Genomic DNA, 16,031 nt, shown 5'->3' on the forward strand with positions numbered 1-16,031 from the left:
GGTGTTTACCCCCCGCTGCCTGCCGCTGCCGCTGCTGTCGCCGCGCCGGGCAGGGCGGCGGCGATGTGCTCCAGGGCGGCGTCGTCGAGCGCCGCCGACACGAACCACGACTCGAACGCGCTCGGCGGCAGGTAGACGCCGGCGGCGAGCATCGCGTGGAAGAACGCCTTGAACGCGGGCACCTGCTGGGTGCGGGCGCTGTCGTAGTCGACCACGTCGGCGTCGGTGAAGAAGATCGAGAACATGCTGCCCGCGTACGACAGGCGGTGCGGGACCCCGGCGGTGGCCAGCGCGTCGGCGGCGAGCTTGCCCACGACGGCGGCCGTGTCGTCGAGCCGGCGGTAGAGGGCGTCGTCGGCGAGCCGCAGGGTGGCCAGGCCGGCGGCACAGGCCAGCGGGTTACCGGAGAGGGTGCCGGCCTGGTAGACCGGGCCGGCCGGGGCGAGCCGGGACATGATCTCCGTGCGCCCGCCGAAGGCGGCGGCGGGCAGCCCGCCCCCCATCACCTTCCCGTACGTCCACAGGTCGGCGTCGGACGGGTCGAGGCCGTGCCAGCCGGCGCGGGAGACCCGGAACCCGGTCATCACCTCGTCGACGATGAGCAGCGCGCCGTGGGCGTGGGCGATCGCGGCGAGCCGGGAGTTGAAGCCGTCGCGGGGGGCGACCACGCCCATGTTGCCGGCGGCGGCCTCGGTGATGACCGCCGCGATGTGCGGACCCTGCGCGGCGAACGCCGCCTCGACGGCGGTGAGGTCGTTGTAGGGCAGCACGATGGTGTCGCCGGCCGCCGCGCCGGTGACCCCGGGCGAGTCGGGCAGGCCGAGGGTGGCGACGCCGGAGCCGGCGGCGGCGAGCAGCCCGTCGGAGTGGCCGTGGTAGCAGCCGGCGAACTTGATGATCTTGGAGCGGCCGGTGAACCCCCGGGCCAGCCGGATCGCCGACATGGTCGCCTCGGTGCCCGAGTTGACCAGCCGGACCTGCTCGACCGGGGTGCGCTCGACGATCTCGGCGGCCAGCTCCACCTCACCCGGGGTGGGGGTGCCGAAGCTGGTGCCGAGGGTGGCGGCCTCGCGGACCGCCTCGACCACCTCGGGGTGGGCGTGGCCCAGGATCAACGGCCCCCACGAGCAGACCAGGTCGACGTAGCGTCGCCCGTCGGCGTCGTACAGCCAGGGACCCTCCCCCCGGACCATGAAGCGCGGGGTGCCGCCGACGGCACGGAACGCACGCACGGGGGAGTTGACCCCGCCCGGCACGATGGCCCGGGCGCGGTCGAACAGGGCCTCGGAGGCCGGCGCGTCGGCGGGGTAACGGCCGGTGCCGGCGGAAAAGGTATCGGTCACGATGCGGCCCATTGTGTCAGCGCCGGCCGGGGAATCCGCAGCCACCCCGGGGCCGGGTTACCCGGCTCACCTCACCCGACGCCGGTGGGCGGAGCTGCCGCCCGCGCGGTGATCGGCACGGCGGATCGTCTCACCGGGCCGGGCTGGCGGGATCGCGCTAGGCTGACGGCGTGGATCGTGCCGAGCTGTCCATCACGGTACACCGGACGGGCGACGAAGTGGTGCTGCGCCTGGCCGGTGAGATCGACATGCTCACCGCCGCCCAGCTGTCGACCGTCGTGAACGAGGTGCTCGCCGATCCTCCGCCGCGCATCGTGCTCGACCTGGCCGGGGTGACCTTCTGCGACTCGCAGGGGCTGGGCACGCTGGTGGTGCTCAGTCGCAAGGCCAGCCACTCCCAGTGCCTGTTGATCCTGAGCAACGTGGGCGACTTCCTGCTGCGCGTCCTCGACATCACCGGCCTCCGTTCCGCCCTGATGATCCGTAACGAGACCCCCTCCGGCTGACCGGTCAGCCGACCGGGGTGTCGCGGCGGCGGAAGGACACGAAGCCGGCCGCGCAGAGCACCCCGGCGAGCGCGGTCAGCGCCAGCAGCGGGGTGACACTCCAGCCCGCCCGCAACACCTGCGGGGTGTGCGTGAACGGCGACAGGTCGAGCAGCCACTGGCTCAGTTCCAGCACCGCGCCGAGCTGACCGAGCAGCACCGCCAGCGCGAGCACCGCCCAGGCCGCCGCGGTGAACCGGGGCAGCAGCCCGTGCAGCAGCACCGCCAGGCCGGCCAGCACCCAGGCCGCCGGCACCTGCGCCAGGGCGGCACCGAGCATCCGGGGCAGCTCACCCGGCACGTCACCCACACCCAGCCCGTAGGTCAGGCCGGCCGCCAGACCGGTCAGCGCCAGCGCCACCACCGGCCCCAGCAGGGCGAACACCAGGTGCGAGGCGAGCCAGGCCGACCGGTGCACCCCGGTGGCCAGCACCGGCTCGACCCGCCCGGCGGCCTCCTCCGACCGCATCCGCAACGCCGCCTGGACGCCGTAGCCGGCGGCAGCCAGCCCGGCCACCCCCAGCGACGCCCCCAGGTACGCCTCGGCCAGTCCCGACGCGCCACCCAGCCGGGCCATCACCTGCTCCAGCGCGGCGTTGCCGGCGACCGACCGGCCGGCGGACTCGGCAGCACCGCCGACGACCAGCCCGAGCAGGCCGAAGCCCACCGACCAGCCCAGCAGTTGCCCCCGGTGCAGCCGCCAGGCCAGCCCGAACGGCCCGGACAGCGCCCGCCCGGCCCGCGCCGGGCCCGGCCGCGACGGCAGCAGGCCGGCACCGAGATCCCGCCGCACCGACACCGGGTACGTCACCACGGCCAGCAGCACGGTCAGCGCGACCGGCAGCGCCAGCACCCACCAGCGCTCCCCCTCGTACGCGCGGATGCGCGGGGCCCAGCCCAGCGGGGAGAGCCAGCTCGGCCACCCCTGGTCGGAGGTGTCCCCGACCAGCCGCAGCGCGAACGTCACCCCGAGCACCCCGACGGCGGCCCCGCGTGCCCCGGCGGCGGTCTGGGTGAGCTGGGCGGCCAACCCGCCCACCGAGGCGAAGACCACCCCCACCAGCGCCACCGACAGCCCGTACGCCAGCGAGCCGGCCAGCGGCAACCCGGCGGCGGCCAGTCCGGCGGCGGTGAGCAGGCCGAGCACCAGACTGGCCGCGTACGTCACCAGCAGCGCGGCGGTGAGTCCGGCGTGCCGGCCGAGCACGGTCGCGCCGAGCAGTTCCCGCCGGCCGGCCTCCTCCTCGGTGCGGGTGTGCCGGATGACGGTGAGCAGGGCGGCCAGTCCGACGATCACCTGGAGGAAGCCGCCCCGCTGGGCGGTCAACGCGCCGATGCTGTCGCCGTAGACCGGGCCGAGCAGGGCCACCACCGACGGGCTGCGGGCGGTGCCGTCGGCGTACGCGGCCCGCTCGGCGGCGGTCGGGAACAGCGCGATGAAGCTGCCCGCGTACGACACCGGGAGGGCGGCCAGCGGCAGCACCCAGAGCGGCAGGACGATCCGGTCCCGGCGCAGGATCAGCCGGGTCAGGTGACCGGTGCCGGTGAGGGTGCTCATCGCCCCACCCCCGTCGGCTGGTCGCCGGTCGGGGTGCCGGCGGCCGGCGTCTCGTAGTGACGCAGGAACAGCTCCTCCAGCGTCGGCGGCTGGCTGACCAGGCTGCGTACGCCGATCTCGGTGAGCCGGCGCAGCGCGGTGTCCAGCGCGACGGTGTCGACGGCGAACCGGACCCGCCCGCCATCGACCCGCAGGTCGTGCACGCCGGGCAGGTCGGCCAGGCCGTCGACCGGACCGGCCAGTTCGGCGTCGATCGCGGTGCGGTGCAGGTGGCGCAGCTCCGTCAGGGTGCCGGTCTCGACGTCACGACCGTTGCGGATGATCGTCACCCGGTCGCAGAGCGCCTCCACCTCGGCGAGGATGTGGCTGGACAGCAGCACCGTACGGCCGTCGTGCCGGGCCCGGTCGATCCAGTGCTGGAACACCTCCTCCATCAGCGGGTCCAGCCCGGAGGTGGGCTCGTCGAGGATGAGCAGTTCGACGTCGGAGGCGAGCGCGGCGACCAGGCCGACCTTCTGCCGGTTGCCCTTGGAGTAGGTGCGCCCCTTCTTGCGGGGGTCCAGCTCGAACGACTCCAGCAGCTCGGCGCGGCGCTTCGGGTCGAGCCCACCGCGCATCCGCCCGAGCAGGTCGATCACCTCGCCGCCGGAGAGCTGCGGCCAGAGGGTGACGTCACCCGGCACGTACGCCAGGCGGCGGTGCAGCGTGACGGCGTCGCGCCACGGGTCACCACCGAGCAGTCGGACGGCCCCCGCGTCGGCCCGCAGCAGTCCGAGCAGTACCCGGATGGCTGTCGACTTGCCGGCGCCGTTCGGGCCGAGGAAGCCGTGCACCTCGCCGGCCCGCACGGTCAGGTCGAGCCCGTCGAGGGCCCGGGTGCGGCCGAAGGTCTTCACCAGGCCGGTCACCGCTATCGGAGTTTCCACAATTCGGAAGCTACACTCGTTTCACAAAGTTGTGAAGACTCTGTTCGGTGCGGCACCATCGCCTGAACCGTCCCGAGCCCGAGGAGCAGCGTCCGATGCCTGACGACCGCCGACCCGGCCACGACGACGAGGTCCACCTCTTCGTCGAACGGATGGCGATGGCCTTCGCGGACGTCGGCTTCCCCCGGATGTCCGCCCGGGTCCTGTTCGCCGTGATGAGCGCCGACGGCCCGCTGACCGCCGCCCAGATCGGCGAACGGCTCGGCGTCAGCGCGGCAGCCGTCTCCGGCGCGGTACGCCACCTGACCCAGGTCAGCATGCTGGTCCGCGAACCGGTCCCGCGCTCGCGCCGGGACCACTACCGGCTGCCCGACAACCCCTGGTACGAGGGCACCATCACCAAGACCGGCCTCTACAAGAACTTCATCGACATCGCCGACGCGGGCGTCAAGGCACTGGGCGGCACCGCCACCCCGGGCGGCGAACGGGTGGCCGAGATGCGGGACTTCTTCTACTTCATCCAGGAGGAACTGGACTCGCTCGGCGAACGCTGGCGGGCCCGCCGGGCCGCCACCGGCCACGCCGAGCCACCCGCCGCCTGACCGTCAGGGGGTGTTGCTGCCCCAGCGGGCCTGCTCCAGGACGTCCAGGGCGCGTTGCCGGGCCTCCGGGTCGTCCTCGCCCCGCAGCAGGGCGCTCGCCTCGTCGACCGCGTCGGTGAGCACCCGCCACTGGGCGTCGCGCTCCCGCACCACGTCGGACTGCGCCGCCAACTGCCGGGTCTTCACCCACAGCTCCACGAAGACCGACACCTTGGCCCGCAGCACCCACGGGTCGAATGGCTTGGTGAGGTAGTCGACCGCCCCGACCGCGTAGCCGCGCAACGCCAACTGGGCGTCCCGGTCGGCGGCGGTCAGGAAGATGATCGGCACGTGCCGGGTCCGCTCCCGGCGCTTGATGTGACTGGCCGTCTCGAAACCATCCATGTCGGGCATCTGGGCGTCCAGCAGGATGACCGCGAAGTCGTCCACCAGCAGTTGCTTCAGCGCCGCCTCACCGCTCTCCACGGCCACCGACTGGACCGGGAGCCCCTGAAGGATCGCCTCCAGGGCCATCAGGTTCTCCCGACGGTCGTCGACCAGCAGCGCCTTGGCCGTCTGCGTCACGAATTCTCCCTATCTCGGCGACCGCTGATCCAGGACGCCATCCGCTCGATCAGCCCGTCCAGGTCCACCGGCTTGGTGATGTAGTCGCTACCCCCGGCCGCCAGCGCCGACTCCCGGTCACCGGGCATCGCCTTCGCGGTGAGGAAGACGATCGGCAGGTCGGCGAAGCGGTGGTTGCGGCGGATCTGCCGGGTCGTCTCGTAACCGTCCTGGTCGGGCATCATGGCGTCCATCAGCACGATGTCCACCTCCGGATGCTCGGCCAGCACGCGAACCCCGTCCGCGCCGTTGTCCGAGTACAGCACGGTCATCCCGTGCAGTTCCAACGCGCTGGTCAACGCGAACACGTTGCGTACGTCGTCGTCGACGATGAGTACGGTGGCGCCGTCCAGTTGCCGGGTGGCCGGGGCCTCCGGCGTGGCCAGCAGCTCCACCGGCGGCATCAGCAGCGACGACGGCAGCCCCGCCCGCTCCGGCGACGGCGACTGCGGGGCCACCACCGCGTCCGGTGCCAGCACGTCCGGTACGAAGAGGGTGAACGTCGAACCCTGCCCCGGCGCGGAGGTCACCGTGATCGTGCCGCCGATCAGCCGCGCCAGGTCCCGGCTGATCGACAGGCCCAGCCCGGTGCCGCCGTACCGCCGGCTGGTGGTGCCGTCGGCCTGCTGGAACGCCTCGAAGATGATGCTCAGCTTGTCGTCGGAGATGCCGATGCCGGTGTCGATCACGGTGAAGGCGATCACCTGCCGGGCGTTGGTCAGCGCCGGCACGTCGAAGACGGCGTTCTCCGCCGCCGGGGCGATCCGCAGGGTGACCGCGCCGTTGTCGGTGAACTTCACCGCGTTGGAGAGCATGTTGCGCAGGATCTGCTGCAACCGTTGGGCGTCGGTCACCAGGGCCGGCGGCAGTTCCTTGGCCACCCGCACCTGGAAGTCGAGGTTCTTGTCCTCCGCCTGCGGGGCGAACGCCTGCTCCACGTAGTTGCGGATCTCGGCGAACCGGATCTCCGTCGGCTCGACGTCCATCCGACCGGCTTCGATCTTGGACAGGTCCAGGATGTCGTCGATCAGGCGCAGCAGGTCCGAGCCGGAGCCGTGGATCGTCCGGGCGAACTCGATCTGCTTCGGGGTGAGGTTGCGTTCCGAGTTCTCCACCAGCAGCCGGGCCAGCAGCAGCAGCGAGTTCAGCGGCGTACGCAGCTCGTGGCTCATGTTCGCCAGGAACTCCGACTTGTACGCCGACGCCCGGGTGAGCTGCTGGGCCTTCTCCTCCAGCCCCAGCCGGGCCAGCTCGATCTCCCGGTTCTTGGTCTCGATGTTGCCCTTCTGCTCGCTGAGCAGCTTCGCCTTGTCCTCCAGCTCGGCGTTGGTGCGCTGCAACTCCGCCGACTGGTCCTGCAACTCCAGCGCCAGCCGCTGCGACTGGGCCAGCAGTTCCTCCGTACGCCGGTTGGCCTGGATGGTGTTGACCGCGATGCCGATGGTGAGCACCAGCCGCTCCAGGAACCCCAGGTGCAGCTCCGAGAAGCGGGCCACGCTGGCGAACTCGATCACCCCGAGCAGTTCGCCCTCGAACAGGATCGGCAGCACCACCAGGTCGGACGGAAGCGTGTCGGCCAGCCCCGAGCGCAGGGTGATCCGGCCGTCGGGAAGCGCGTTGAGCCGGATCGTCCGGCGGGAGAGCGCGGCCTGACCGACCAGCCCCTCACCGGGCCCGAAGGTCACGTCGTGCCCCCGCGCCACATACCCGTACGACGCGGTCAGCCGCAGCCGCATCACCCCCTCGGCGGTGTCCGCCAGGAAGAACGCGCCGAGCTGCGCGTCGACCAGTGGGGTCACCTCCATCATGATCATGCGACAGACCTCGCCCAGGTCCCGCTGGCCCTGGAGCAGGCCACCGATGCGGGCCAGGTTGGAGTCGAGCCAGCCCTGCTCGGCGTTCTTCTTGGTCGTCTCCCGCAGGGTGACGATCATCTGGTTGATGTTGTCCTTCAGCTCGGCGACCTCGCCCTGCGCCTTGACCGCGATCCGCTGGGTCAGGTCGCCCCGGGTCACCGACGTGGAGACCTGGGAGATCGCCCGGAGCTGGGTGGTCAGGGTCGAGGCGAGCTGGTTCACGTTCTCGGTGAGGTCCCGCCAGGTGCCGCTCACGCCCTTGACCTGCGCCTGACCGCCCAGCTTGCCCTCGATGCCGACCTCGCGACCCACCCGGGTCACCTCGTCGGCGAACGACGAGAGCTGGTCGACCATCGTGTTCACGGTGTTCTTCAGCTCCAGGATCTCGCCCTGCGCGTCGACGGTGATCTTCTGACCGAGGTCGCCCTTGGCCACCGCCGTGGTCACCGACGCGATGTTGCGCACCTGGGACGTCAGGTTCGACGCCATCGAGTTCACGTTGTCGGTCAGGTCCCGCCAGGTGCCACTCACGCCCTTCACCTGCGCCTGACCGCCCAGCTTGCCCTCGGTGCCCACCTCACGGGCCACCCGGGTCACCTCGTCGGCGAACGACGACAACTGGTCCACCATCGTGTTGACCGTGTTCTTCAGCTCCAGGATCTCGCCCTGCGCGTCCACGGTGATCTTCTGCGACAGGTCACCCTTGGCCACCGCCGTGGAGACCTGCGCGATGTTGCGCACCTGACTGGTCAGGTTCGACGCCATCGAGTTCACGTTGTCGGTCAGGTCCCGCCAGGTGCCGGCGACCCCGCGTACCTGCGCCTGCCCGCCGAGCTTGCCCTCGGTGCCCACCTCACGGGCCACCCGGGTCACCTCGTCGGCGAACGACGACAACTGGTCCACCATCGTGTTGACGGTCGACTTCAGCTCCAGGATCTCGCCCCGGGCGTCGACGGTGATCTTCTGGCTGAGATCGCCCTTCGCCACCGCCGTGGTCACCGAGGCGATGTTGCGCACCTGGGACGTCAGGTTCGACGCCATCGAGTTCACGTTGTCGGTGAGATCGCGCCAGGTGCCGGAGACGCCCTTCACCTGCGCCTGGCCGCCGAGCTTGCCCTCCGTGCCCACCTCACGGGCCACCCGGGTCACCTCGTCGGCGAACGAACTGAGCTGATCCACCATCGTGTTGACCGTGTTCTTCAGCTCCAGAATCTCGCCCTGCGCGTCGACCGTGATCTTCTGCGACAGGTCACCCTTCGCCACCGCCGTGGAGACCTGGGAGATGTTGCGGACCTGGCTGGTCAGGTTGCCGGCGAGCTGGTTGACGTTCTCCGTCAGGTCCCGCCAGGTGCCGGAGACGCCGCGTACCTGGGCCTGACCGCCGAGCTTGCCCTCGATGCCGACCTCGCGGGCCACCCGGGTCACCTCGTCGGCGAACGAGGAGAGCTGGTCCACCATCGTGTTCACGGTGTCCTTCAGCTCCAGGATCTCGCCCTGCGCCGCCACGGTGATCTTCTGGCTCAGGTCGCCCCGGGCCACCGCCGTGGAGACCTGCGCGATGTTGCGCACCTGAGAGGTCAGGTTCGACGCCATCGAGTTGACGCTGTCGGTGAGGTCCTTCCAGGTGCCCGCCACGTTCGGCACGTCGGCCTGCCCACCGAGCTTGCCCTCGGTGCCCACCTCGCGCGCCACCCGGGTCACCTGCTCGGCGAACAGGCGCAGCGTGTCGGTCAGCGAGTTCATCGTGTCGGCCAGCTCGGCGACCTCGCCCCGCGCCCCGACCGTGATCTTCTGCGACAGGTCGCCCCGGGCCACCGCCGTCGCCACCTGGGAGATCGACCGCACCTGGCCGGTCAGGTTCGACGCCATGGTGTTCACCGAGTCGGTGAGGTCCTTCCAGGTGCCGGCGACGCCCCGCACGTCCGCCTGACCACCCAACTTGCCCTCGGTGCCCACCTCCCGGGCCACCCGGGTCACCTCGTTGGAGAACGACGAGAGCTGCCCGACCATCGTGTTGACCGTCCGGCCGATCCGCAGGTACTCACCGCGCAGCGGGCGGCCGTCGATCTCCAACTCCATGTGCTGGGAGAGATCGCCGTCGGCCACCGCCATGATCACCCGGGCGATCTCGGTGGTCGGCCGGCCCAGGTCGTCGATCAGCGAGTTGACCGCCCGCTGGCCCTCCGCCCAGGAGCCGTCCAGGCCCTCCTCGTCCAGACGTTCGGTCAGCCGCCCGTCCCGACCCACCACCCGGCTGATCCGGCGCAGGTCCAGGTGCTGCCGCTCCTGGAGCGACACCACCTCGTTGAAGGCGTCCGCCACCTCACCGGCCGCGCCCGCCCGCCGGGGCAGCCGCACCTTGAAGTCGCCCCGGCCGACCCGTCGAAGCGCCTCCGACAACTCACCGAGGAGCGCGTCATGCTCGGAAGCGGACCCGTCCGCCGTCACCGACTGTTTCGCGGTCATCATTCCTCGCTCGACTCGGAGGGCTCCCGACGTGCCGACACGCCGACTTCCCCTCATTGTGCCCGGGTCGCCGCCGGACCCCCGGATGCGACGTGCCCCCGGATACGACGTGCCCAGCGACGACGCGGCGTCCGCCCCGCCGCGCACCTGCGTGTTGCACCACGCCGCCCGCCGACAGGCCCCGGCGGAGCGTGATCGGCACCGACGGACCGGCGCGGCGGGTGTGACGGTACGTGGTGCGGCTTGGCACCCGGCCGGTGGCGGTAGAGGATACGGGGGTGTCAACGGAGCCGGGGGCCGGGACAGACGCGGGACGGGACGAGCACGTCCGGCGCGTCCGGCTGCCCGCCGACAACCGCACCCCGGCCGCCGCCCGCGCCGTGGTCCGCTCCGTACTCGCCGAAGCCGACCTCGACGAACTGCTCAACGAGGCGCTGCTGCTGACCACCGAACTCTCCACCAACGCCGTCGAACACGCCCGCACCGAACTGGACATCGAGGTCGTCGCCGACCAGATCGGCCTGACCGTCACGGTCTCCGACTTCGCCGCCGGGCCGGTCGACGAGCTGGTCGTCGGCATCCGCAACGACACCGACCAGATCGGCGAGGTCTCCGCGCGGGGGCGGGGACTGCTCCTGGTCGACCACTTCGCCAGCCGCTGGGGCACCACCTACCTGCCCACCGGCAAGGGGGTGTGGTTCCGGCTCGACCGGCACGGCGACCACGGCGACGCGCCACCCTCCCCGCACCCGCCACCCGGGCGGACCGACAGCGAACCGTCGACCAGCGCGCCGAGCGCCGCCGCGATGAGCGAACTCACCCAGACCCGCCCCGACCCGTACGCCGACGAACCGCTCACCGAGTTCGCCACCGACCTGCTCACCCGGGTCGCCGACATGGTGGGCGCGGCCGGCGGGGTGATCCGGTTGGACCGGGGCGAGGGGGAGGGCCCGCAGGTGCTGGCCCGCTACGGCCGTCAGCCCCGCCCCGGCAACGAGCTGCTACGGGTGCCGCTGGCCGTGCACCGGCCGTACGCCGGGGAGCTGGAACTGGACGCCGCACCGTCGGCGTACGCCAGGCCGTTGGCCGTCCTCGCCGCCGAACGGCTCGCGCTGCACCTGGAGAACGACCGGCTGCGCCGGGCCGACGTCCGCCGCTCGGCCTGGCTGACCTTCCTCGCCGAGGCGAGCGAACTGCTCGCCCAGTCGCTCGACGTCGACCTGACCATGGCGCTGATCCCGCAGCTGGTGGTGCCCCGGCTCGGCCAGTGGTGCGCGGTGCACACCACCGACGAGTGGGGTCGGCTCAGGCTCGCCGCTGCCAGTCACGCCGACGAGTCGGTCCTGCCCCAACTGCACAAGGTGCTGGAGGAGTCCGGGCCGGACTCGGTCCAGGCCCGGCTGCGGGAGGCGTCGCGGACCGGCTCCCAGGTGCCGCTCGGCGGGCCGATGGAGGGTTTCGCCGTGCCGCTGATCGCCCGCAGCCAACGCCTCGGCACCCTGGCCGTGGGACGGCACCAGCGACACCGGCACGACCCGGACGAGGTCGCGGTGCTGGAGGACGTCGCCCGGCGGGCCGGGCTCGCCATCGAGAACGCCCGCATCCACGCCGAACGGCGTCGGGTGGCGCAGACCCTCCAGCAGTCGCTGCTGCCGCCCGTGCTCCCGGTCGACGAGCGCATCGGCTTCGCCGCCGAGTACGTCCCGACCGGCGACGAGGCCGAAGTCGGCGGCGACTTCTACGACGTGGTGCCTCTGCCGGACGGACGCTGGCTGGTGGTGGTCGGCGACGTGTCCGGCAAGGGCGTGCAGGCGGCGGCGGTGACCGGGCTGGTCCGGGACGTGATCCGGGTGCTGGTCGGGGACGGCAAGCCGCTGCCCGAGGCCCTGGCCCGGCTCAACGACACGCTTGTCGAGCGGGGTGGGGGGCGGTACTGCACGCTGGCCCTGGCGGCGGTCGGGCCGGGCGACGGCGACCGGCTCGACGTCTCGTTGCACCTGGCCGGGCACGACCGGCCGGTCCTGCTGCACGGGGGCGGTGGGGCCAACTTCGTCGGCATCGGCGGCACGGCGCTCGGTCTGCTCGACGCGATCACCTCCCCGGCGGCGGAGATCGTGCTCGCGCCGGGCGATGCGCTGATCTTCTACACCGACGGGGTGACCGAGCGGCGGCGCGGCCGGGAACTCTTCGGCACCGAACGGCTCCGGGAGGCCGCCGCACCGCTGGCCGGCTACTCCGCCGACGTGGTCGCAGCCCGCCTGCGGGCCACCGCGATCAACTTCTCGGTCGAGTCGCCCCGCGACGACATCGCCATCCTGGTGCTGCGCAACGACGCCCTCTGAGTACGCCCCCCGCCCCGATCCCTCCCCGCTCCCTCCCGCCCCCGCTCCCCCTCGCCCGACCTCTTGATCCACTCCGTTTCGCCTCACCGGCGGTGTCCAACGCGCCGGATGCCGCAACGGGGCTGACAACGAGCCATCACCGCATCCCGCTCCCGGGTGCGGGGCCGGTCAGAGGCCGCCGGGGAGGCGTCCGGGGGCGAGCCTGCGGTGCGGGTCGAGGTGTTCCTTCGCCTCGCGCAGCCGGGGGATCACCGCGGCCTCACCCCACACGTCGATCTCACGACGCACCGCCGGAGGCGCGGCGACCACCACGCACCGGCCCCGGCGGGTGAACAGCACCCCGCGGACGGCGGCGAGGATGCCGGCCACCCGGTCGACCGGGAGCGACCCGGGCAGCGCGGCGTGCACCACGCCCAGCCCGGCGGAACCGCGCACCGACAGCGGGGCGCCGGCGGCGTCGCGCAGCGCGTAGACGGCGGCGTGCAGGTCGGCGGCCGGGGCCTCGACCCGCAGTGCGGTGTCGCCCGGGGCGAACGGGTAGCGCCGCCACCAGGCCGGGGCGTCCGGGGCGAGGCTTGCCGTACCGCCGAACAGGGCGAGCAGGCGGTCGGCCTGCTCGGCCACCTCGGACCGGCCGCCCTCCAGCAGGACGGCCAGCTCACCGGCACTGCCCCGGGGAGGCGGCGGGGCGGTCCGACGGCCGGCCATCGCGGGATGGTTGGCGCGGGCCGACGCCTCGGCGGCCGACATCGGGCGACCGCCCGGCCCCGACGTCGCGCCCGCCGCCGGGGCGGCGGGCGGACGTGGCGGCGACCCGGCGGCCGGCAGGTCCAGCTCGACGGCCGCCGGGTCGAGGTCGGCGGCGAGCACCGCCCGGACCAGGTCGTGCACCTCCAACGGGCTCCACACCGGCCGGGTCACCCACACCCGGCTCGGCGGCAGGGTGTGTGCGCGCAGCGTCGCCGAGACGAGCACGCCCAGCCCGCCCTGCGAGCCGCAGAGCAGCCGGCCCAGATCGAGGCCGACCGGTGGGGCCGCGCCGGCCAGCTCGGCCGCGCTGCGCCCGGCGCTGACCAGCTCACCGTCGGCGTCCAGCCAGCGCAGGCCGACGAGCTGCTCGCAGGCGGTGCCGTGCCGGTGCCGCAGCGGACCGGACTCGTCGGCGGCGAGCACCCCGCCGAGGGTGGCCCCGGGCGACGGCGGGTCGAGGGCCAGCCGACGGCCGGTGCGTTCCAGGGTGGCCTGCACGGCCCGCAGCGGGGTGCCGGCGCCCACCTCGACGACCGGGGATGCTGCCGGCCGGTGGCCGACCCCGGCGAGCCGGCCGGTGTCGAGCATGATGTCGACCCGGGCCGGTGCCGCACCCCAGTCGATCTTCGTGCCGGCGCCCCGGGGGACCACCGACAGATCGTGCCGGGCGGCGAGCCGCAGCACCTCGGCCGCCGCCCGGGGCCCACCGGGGACGGCCACCCACCGGGCGAGCCGGCCGGCGACCTCGTCGGCCGCGCCCGCGAACCGGGCGAAGGAGGGGCCGCAGATCGCGGCCAACCGCTGGGTGATCTCCGTTGCACCGATCGAACCCGCTCCCGTCGACATGGCAGTCATCGTACACATGTTCTAAAGCGGCGCGTGGTGGTTCGACCGCGCGGCGGAGCGCGACGGGCCGGTAACGTGACGCCGTGACCACCGAGACCACCCCGCCCGTCGCCCGACAGGTCCGCGCGGAGCGCACCCACCACGGCGACACCGTCGTCGACGAGTACGCCTGGCTGGCCGCCAAGGACGATCCGGCGACCATCGCCCACCTCACCGCCGAAAACACCTACACGGAGCAGCGCACCGCGCACCTGGAAGCGTTACGCGGCACGCTGTTCGCCGAGACGAAGCAGCGCACCCAGGAGACCGACCTGTCGGTGCCCACCCGCAAGGGCGGCCACTGGTACTACACCCGCACCGTCGAGGGCCAGCAGTACGGCGTGCACTGCCGCCGCCCCGTCCGCGACGGCGAGACCGACCCGCCGGTCAGCGTGGACGGCGCCCCGCTCGACGGCGAGGAGGTGCTGCTCGACGGCAACCAGCTCGCCGAAGGGCACGACTTCTTCTCCCTCGGCGCGTTCGACGTCAGCCCCGACGGGCGCTGGCTGGCCTACTCGACGGACTTCTCCGGCGACGAACGCTTCACCCTGCGGATCAAGGACCTGAGCACCGGCGAGCTGCTCGGCGACGAGGTGCCCGACACCTTCTACGGCACCGCCTGGTCGGCCGACGCCAGCGTGCTGTTCTACATCACCGTCGACGAGGCGTGGCGGCCCAACCGGGTGTGGCGACACACCGTCGGCACCCCGTCGGGCGAGGACGTGGTGGTGCACCTCGAGGAGGACGAGCGGTTCTGGGTGGGCGTCGAGCTGACCCGCTCCGAGCGGTTCGTGCTGATCGACAGCACCAGCAAGGTCACCAGCGAGGTGCGGGTCATCCCGGCCGACAACCCGACAGGTGAGCCGGCGGTGATCGCCCCGCGCCGGCAGGGCGTCGAATACAGCGTCGAGCACCACGGACACCGGTTCCTGATCCTGCACAACGACGGCGCGGAGGACTTCGCGCTGGCGTACACCTCGGCGGACGCGCCCGGCGACTGGGTGCCGCTGATCCCGCACAGCCCCGGCACCCGGCTGGAGTCGGTCGACGCGTTCGCCGACCACCTGGTCGTCTCGCTGCGCAGCAACGGCCTGACCGGGCTGCGGGTGCTCCCCGTCGGCGGCGGCGACGGCCACGACATCGAGTTCCCCGAGCCGATCCACAGTGTCGGCCTGGACGCCAACCCGGAATACCGCACCCGGCAGCTCCGGTTCCGCTACACCTCGCTGGTCACCCCCGACTCGGTCTACGACTACGACCTGGTCACCCGGGAGCTGACGCTGCGCCGCAGCAAGCCGGTGCTCCCCGGCCCGGACGGTCGCGCGTACGACCCGGCCGACTACGAGCAGCACCGCGAGTGGGCGCTCGCCGACGACGGCACCCGGGTGCCGATCTCGCTGGTCTGCCGCCGGGACACCCCGCGCGACGGCTCCGCCCCCGCCGTGATCTACGGGTACGGCTCGTACGAGGCCAGCATGGACCCGTGGTTCTCGGTCGCCCGGCTCAGCCTGCTCGACCGGGGCGTGGTGTTCGCCGTCGCGCACATCCGGGGCGGCGGTGAACTGGGCCGCCGGTGGTACGACGAGGGCAAGCTGCTGGCCAAGAAGAACACCTTCACCGACTTCGTCGCCTGCGCCCGGCACCTGGTCAAGTCCGGGTGGACGGCGGCCGACCGGCTGGTCGCCCGGGGTGCCTCGGCCGGCGGCCTGCTGATGGGCGCGGTGGCCAACCTCGCCCCGGACGCGTTCACCGGGATCGTCGCGCAGGTGCCCTTCGTGGACGCGCTCACCTCGATCCTCGACCCGTCGCTGCCGTTGACGGTCACCGAGTGGGAGGAGTGGGGCAACCCGCTCGCCGACCCGGAGGTGTACGCGTACATGAAGTCGTACACCCCGTACGAGAACGTCGCCCCCGTGGACTATCCGGCGATCCTGGCGGTGACCAGCCTCAACGACACCCGGGTGCTCTACCACGAGCCGGCCAAGTGGATCGCCCGGCTGCGGGCGGTGGCCCCGCAGGGCGACTACCTGCTCAAGACCGAGATGGGTGCCGGCCACGGCGGCCCCAGCGGCCGGTACGACGCCTGGCGCGAGGAGGCGTTCATCAACGCCTGGATCCTCGACCGGCTGGGCCGCGCCTGACCACCGTCGTCGCG

Annotated in this window: 10 protein-coding genes; 4 read left to right on the forward strand and 6 right to left on the reverse strand. The window is 72.7% G+C overall.

Annotation, left to right across the window (positions count from 1 at the left end; genetic code table 11):
• Window positions 1-5: 5 nt before the first annotated feature.
• Complete coding sequence (gene hemL / locus ACN265_RS29640) at window positions 6-1,343, reverse strand: glutamate-1-semialdehyde 2,1-aminomutase (RefSeq protein WP_421410747.1); 1,338 nt, start codon at window positions 1,341-1,343, stop codon at window positions 6-8.
• 170 nt (window positions 1,344-1,513) lie between these two features.
• Between hemL and ACN265_RS29645 the strand changes: the two genes are divergently transcribed.
• Window positions 1,514-1,849: an STAS domain-containing protein gene (locus ACN265_RS29645; protein WP_145917415.1), complete on the forward strand. Its 336-nt coding sequence runs from the start codon at window positions 1,514-1,516 to the stop codon at window positions 1,847-1,849.
• Window positions 1,850-1,853: 4 nt separating this feature from the next.
• Here the strand turns inward: ACN265_RS29645 and ACN265_RS29650 are convergent, their stop codons facing one another.
• Together ACN265_RS29650 and ACN265_RS29655 are read right to left on the reverse strand one after the other, a co-directional pair.
• Window positions 1,854-3,446, reverse strand: a complete 1,593-nt coding sequence (locus ACN265_RS29650) for an ABC transporter permease (protein WP_421410748.1) — start codon at window positions 3,444-3,446, stop codon at window positions 1,854-1,856.
• Entirely contained in the window at window positions 3,443-4,372 is a 930-nt protein-coding gene (locus ACN265_RS29655; RefSeq protein ID WP_421410749.1) for an ATP-binding cassette domain-containing protein, read from the reverse strand. The genes ACN265_RS29650 and ACN265_RS29655 overlap by 4 nt, the downstream gene beginning before the upstream one ends.
• A 95-nt stretch (window positions 4,373-4,467) precedes the next feature.
• On the opposite strand from ACN265_RS29655, the gene ACN265_RS29660 reads away from it, so the two are divergent.
• Window positions 4,468-4,974, forward strand: a complete 507-nt coding sequence (locus tag ACN265_RS29660) for a GbsR/MarR family transcriptional regulator (protein ID WP_281901274.1) — start codon at window positions 4,468-4,470, stop codon at window positions 4,972-4,974.
• Between the two features lie 3 nt (window positions 4,975-4,977).
• On the opposite strand, the gene ACN265_RS29665 is transcribed toward ACN265_RS29660, so the two are convergent.
• Entirely contained in the window at window positions 4,978-5,538 is a 561-nt protein-coding gene (locus ACN265_RS29665; protein WP_204925714.1) for a response regulator, read from the reverse strand.
• Complete coding sequence (locus ACN265_RS29670; protein ID WP_421410750.1) at window positions 5,535-9,902, reverse strand: HAMP domain-containing protein; 4,368 nt, start codon at window positions 9,900-9,902, stop codon at window positions 5,535-5,537. The genes ACN265_RS29665 and ACN265_RS29670 overlap by 4 nt, the downstream gene beginning before the upstream one ends.
• A 275-nt stretch (window positions 9,903-10,177) precedes the next feature.
• On the opposite strand from ACN265_RS29670, the gene ACN265_RS29675 reads away from it, so the two are divergent.
• The gene (locus ACN265_RS29675; RefSeq protein ID WP_420115346.1) at window positions 10,178-12,241 is read left to right on the forward strand and encodes a SpoIIE family protein phosphatase; all 2,064 of its coding nucleotides are present in this window, start codon (window positions 10,178-10,180) and stop codon (window positions 12,239-12,241) included.
• Between the two features lie 168 nt (window positions 12,242-12,409).
• Here ACN265_RS29675 and ACN265_RS29680 read toward each other — a convergent pair whose 3' ends face one another.
• Complete coding sequence (locus tag ACN265_RS29680) at window positions 12,410-13,846, reverse strand: FAD-binding oxidoreductase (RefSeq protein ID WP_421410751.1); 1,437 nt, start codon at window positions 13,844-13,846, stop codon at window positions 12,410-12,412.
• A 74-nt stretch (window positions 13,847-13,920) separates the two neighbouring features.
• Here ACN265_RS29680 and ACN265_RS29685 point away from each other — a divergent pair, with 74 nt between their 5' ends.
• The gene (locus ACN265_RS29685; protein WP_421410752.1) at window positions 13,921-16,017 is read left to right on the forward strand and encodes a S9 family peptidase; all 2,097 of its coding nucleotides are present in this window, start codon (window positions 13,921-13,923) and stop codon (window positions 16,015-16,017) included.
• Window positions 16,018-16,031 lie beyond the last annotated feature (14 nt).

Origin of the sequence: Micromonospora sp. WMMD730 (assembly GCF_049178955.1) — a bacterium.
Lineage (GTDB): Bacteria > Actinomycetota > Actinomycetes > Mycobacteriales > Micromonosporaceae > Micromonospora > Micromonospora wenchangensis.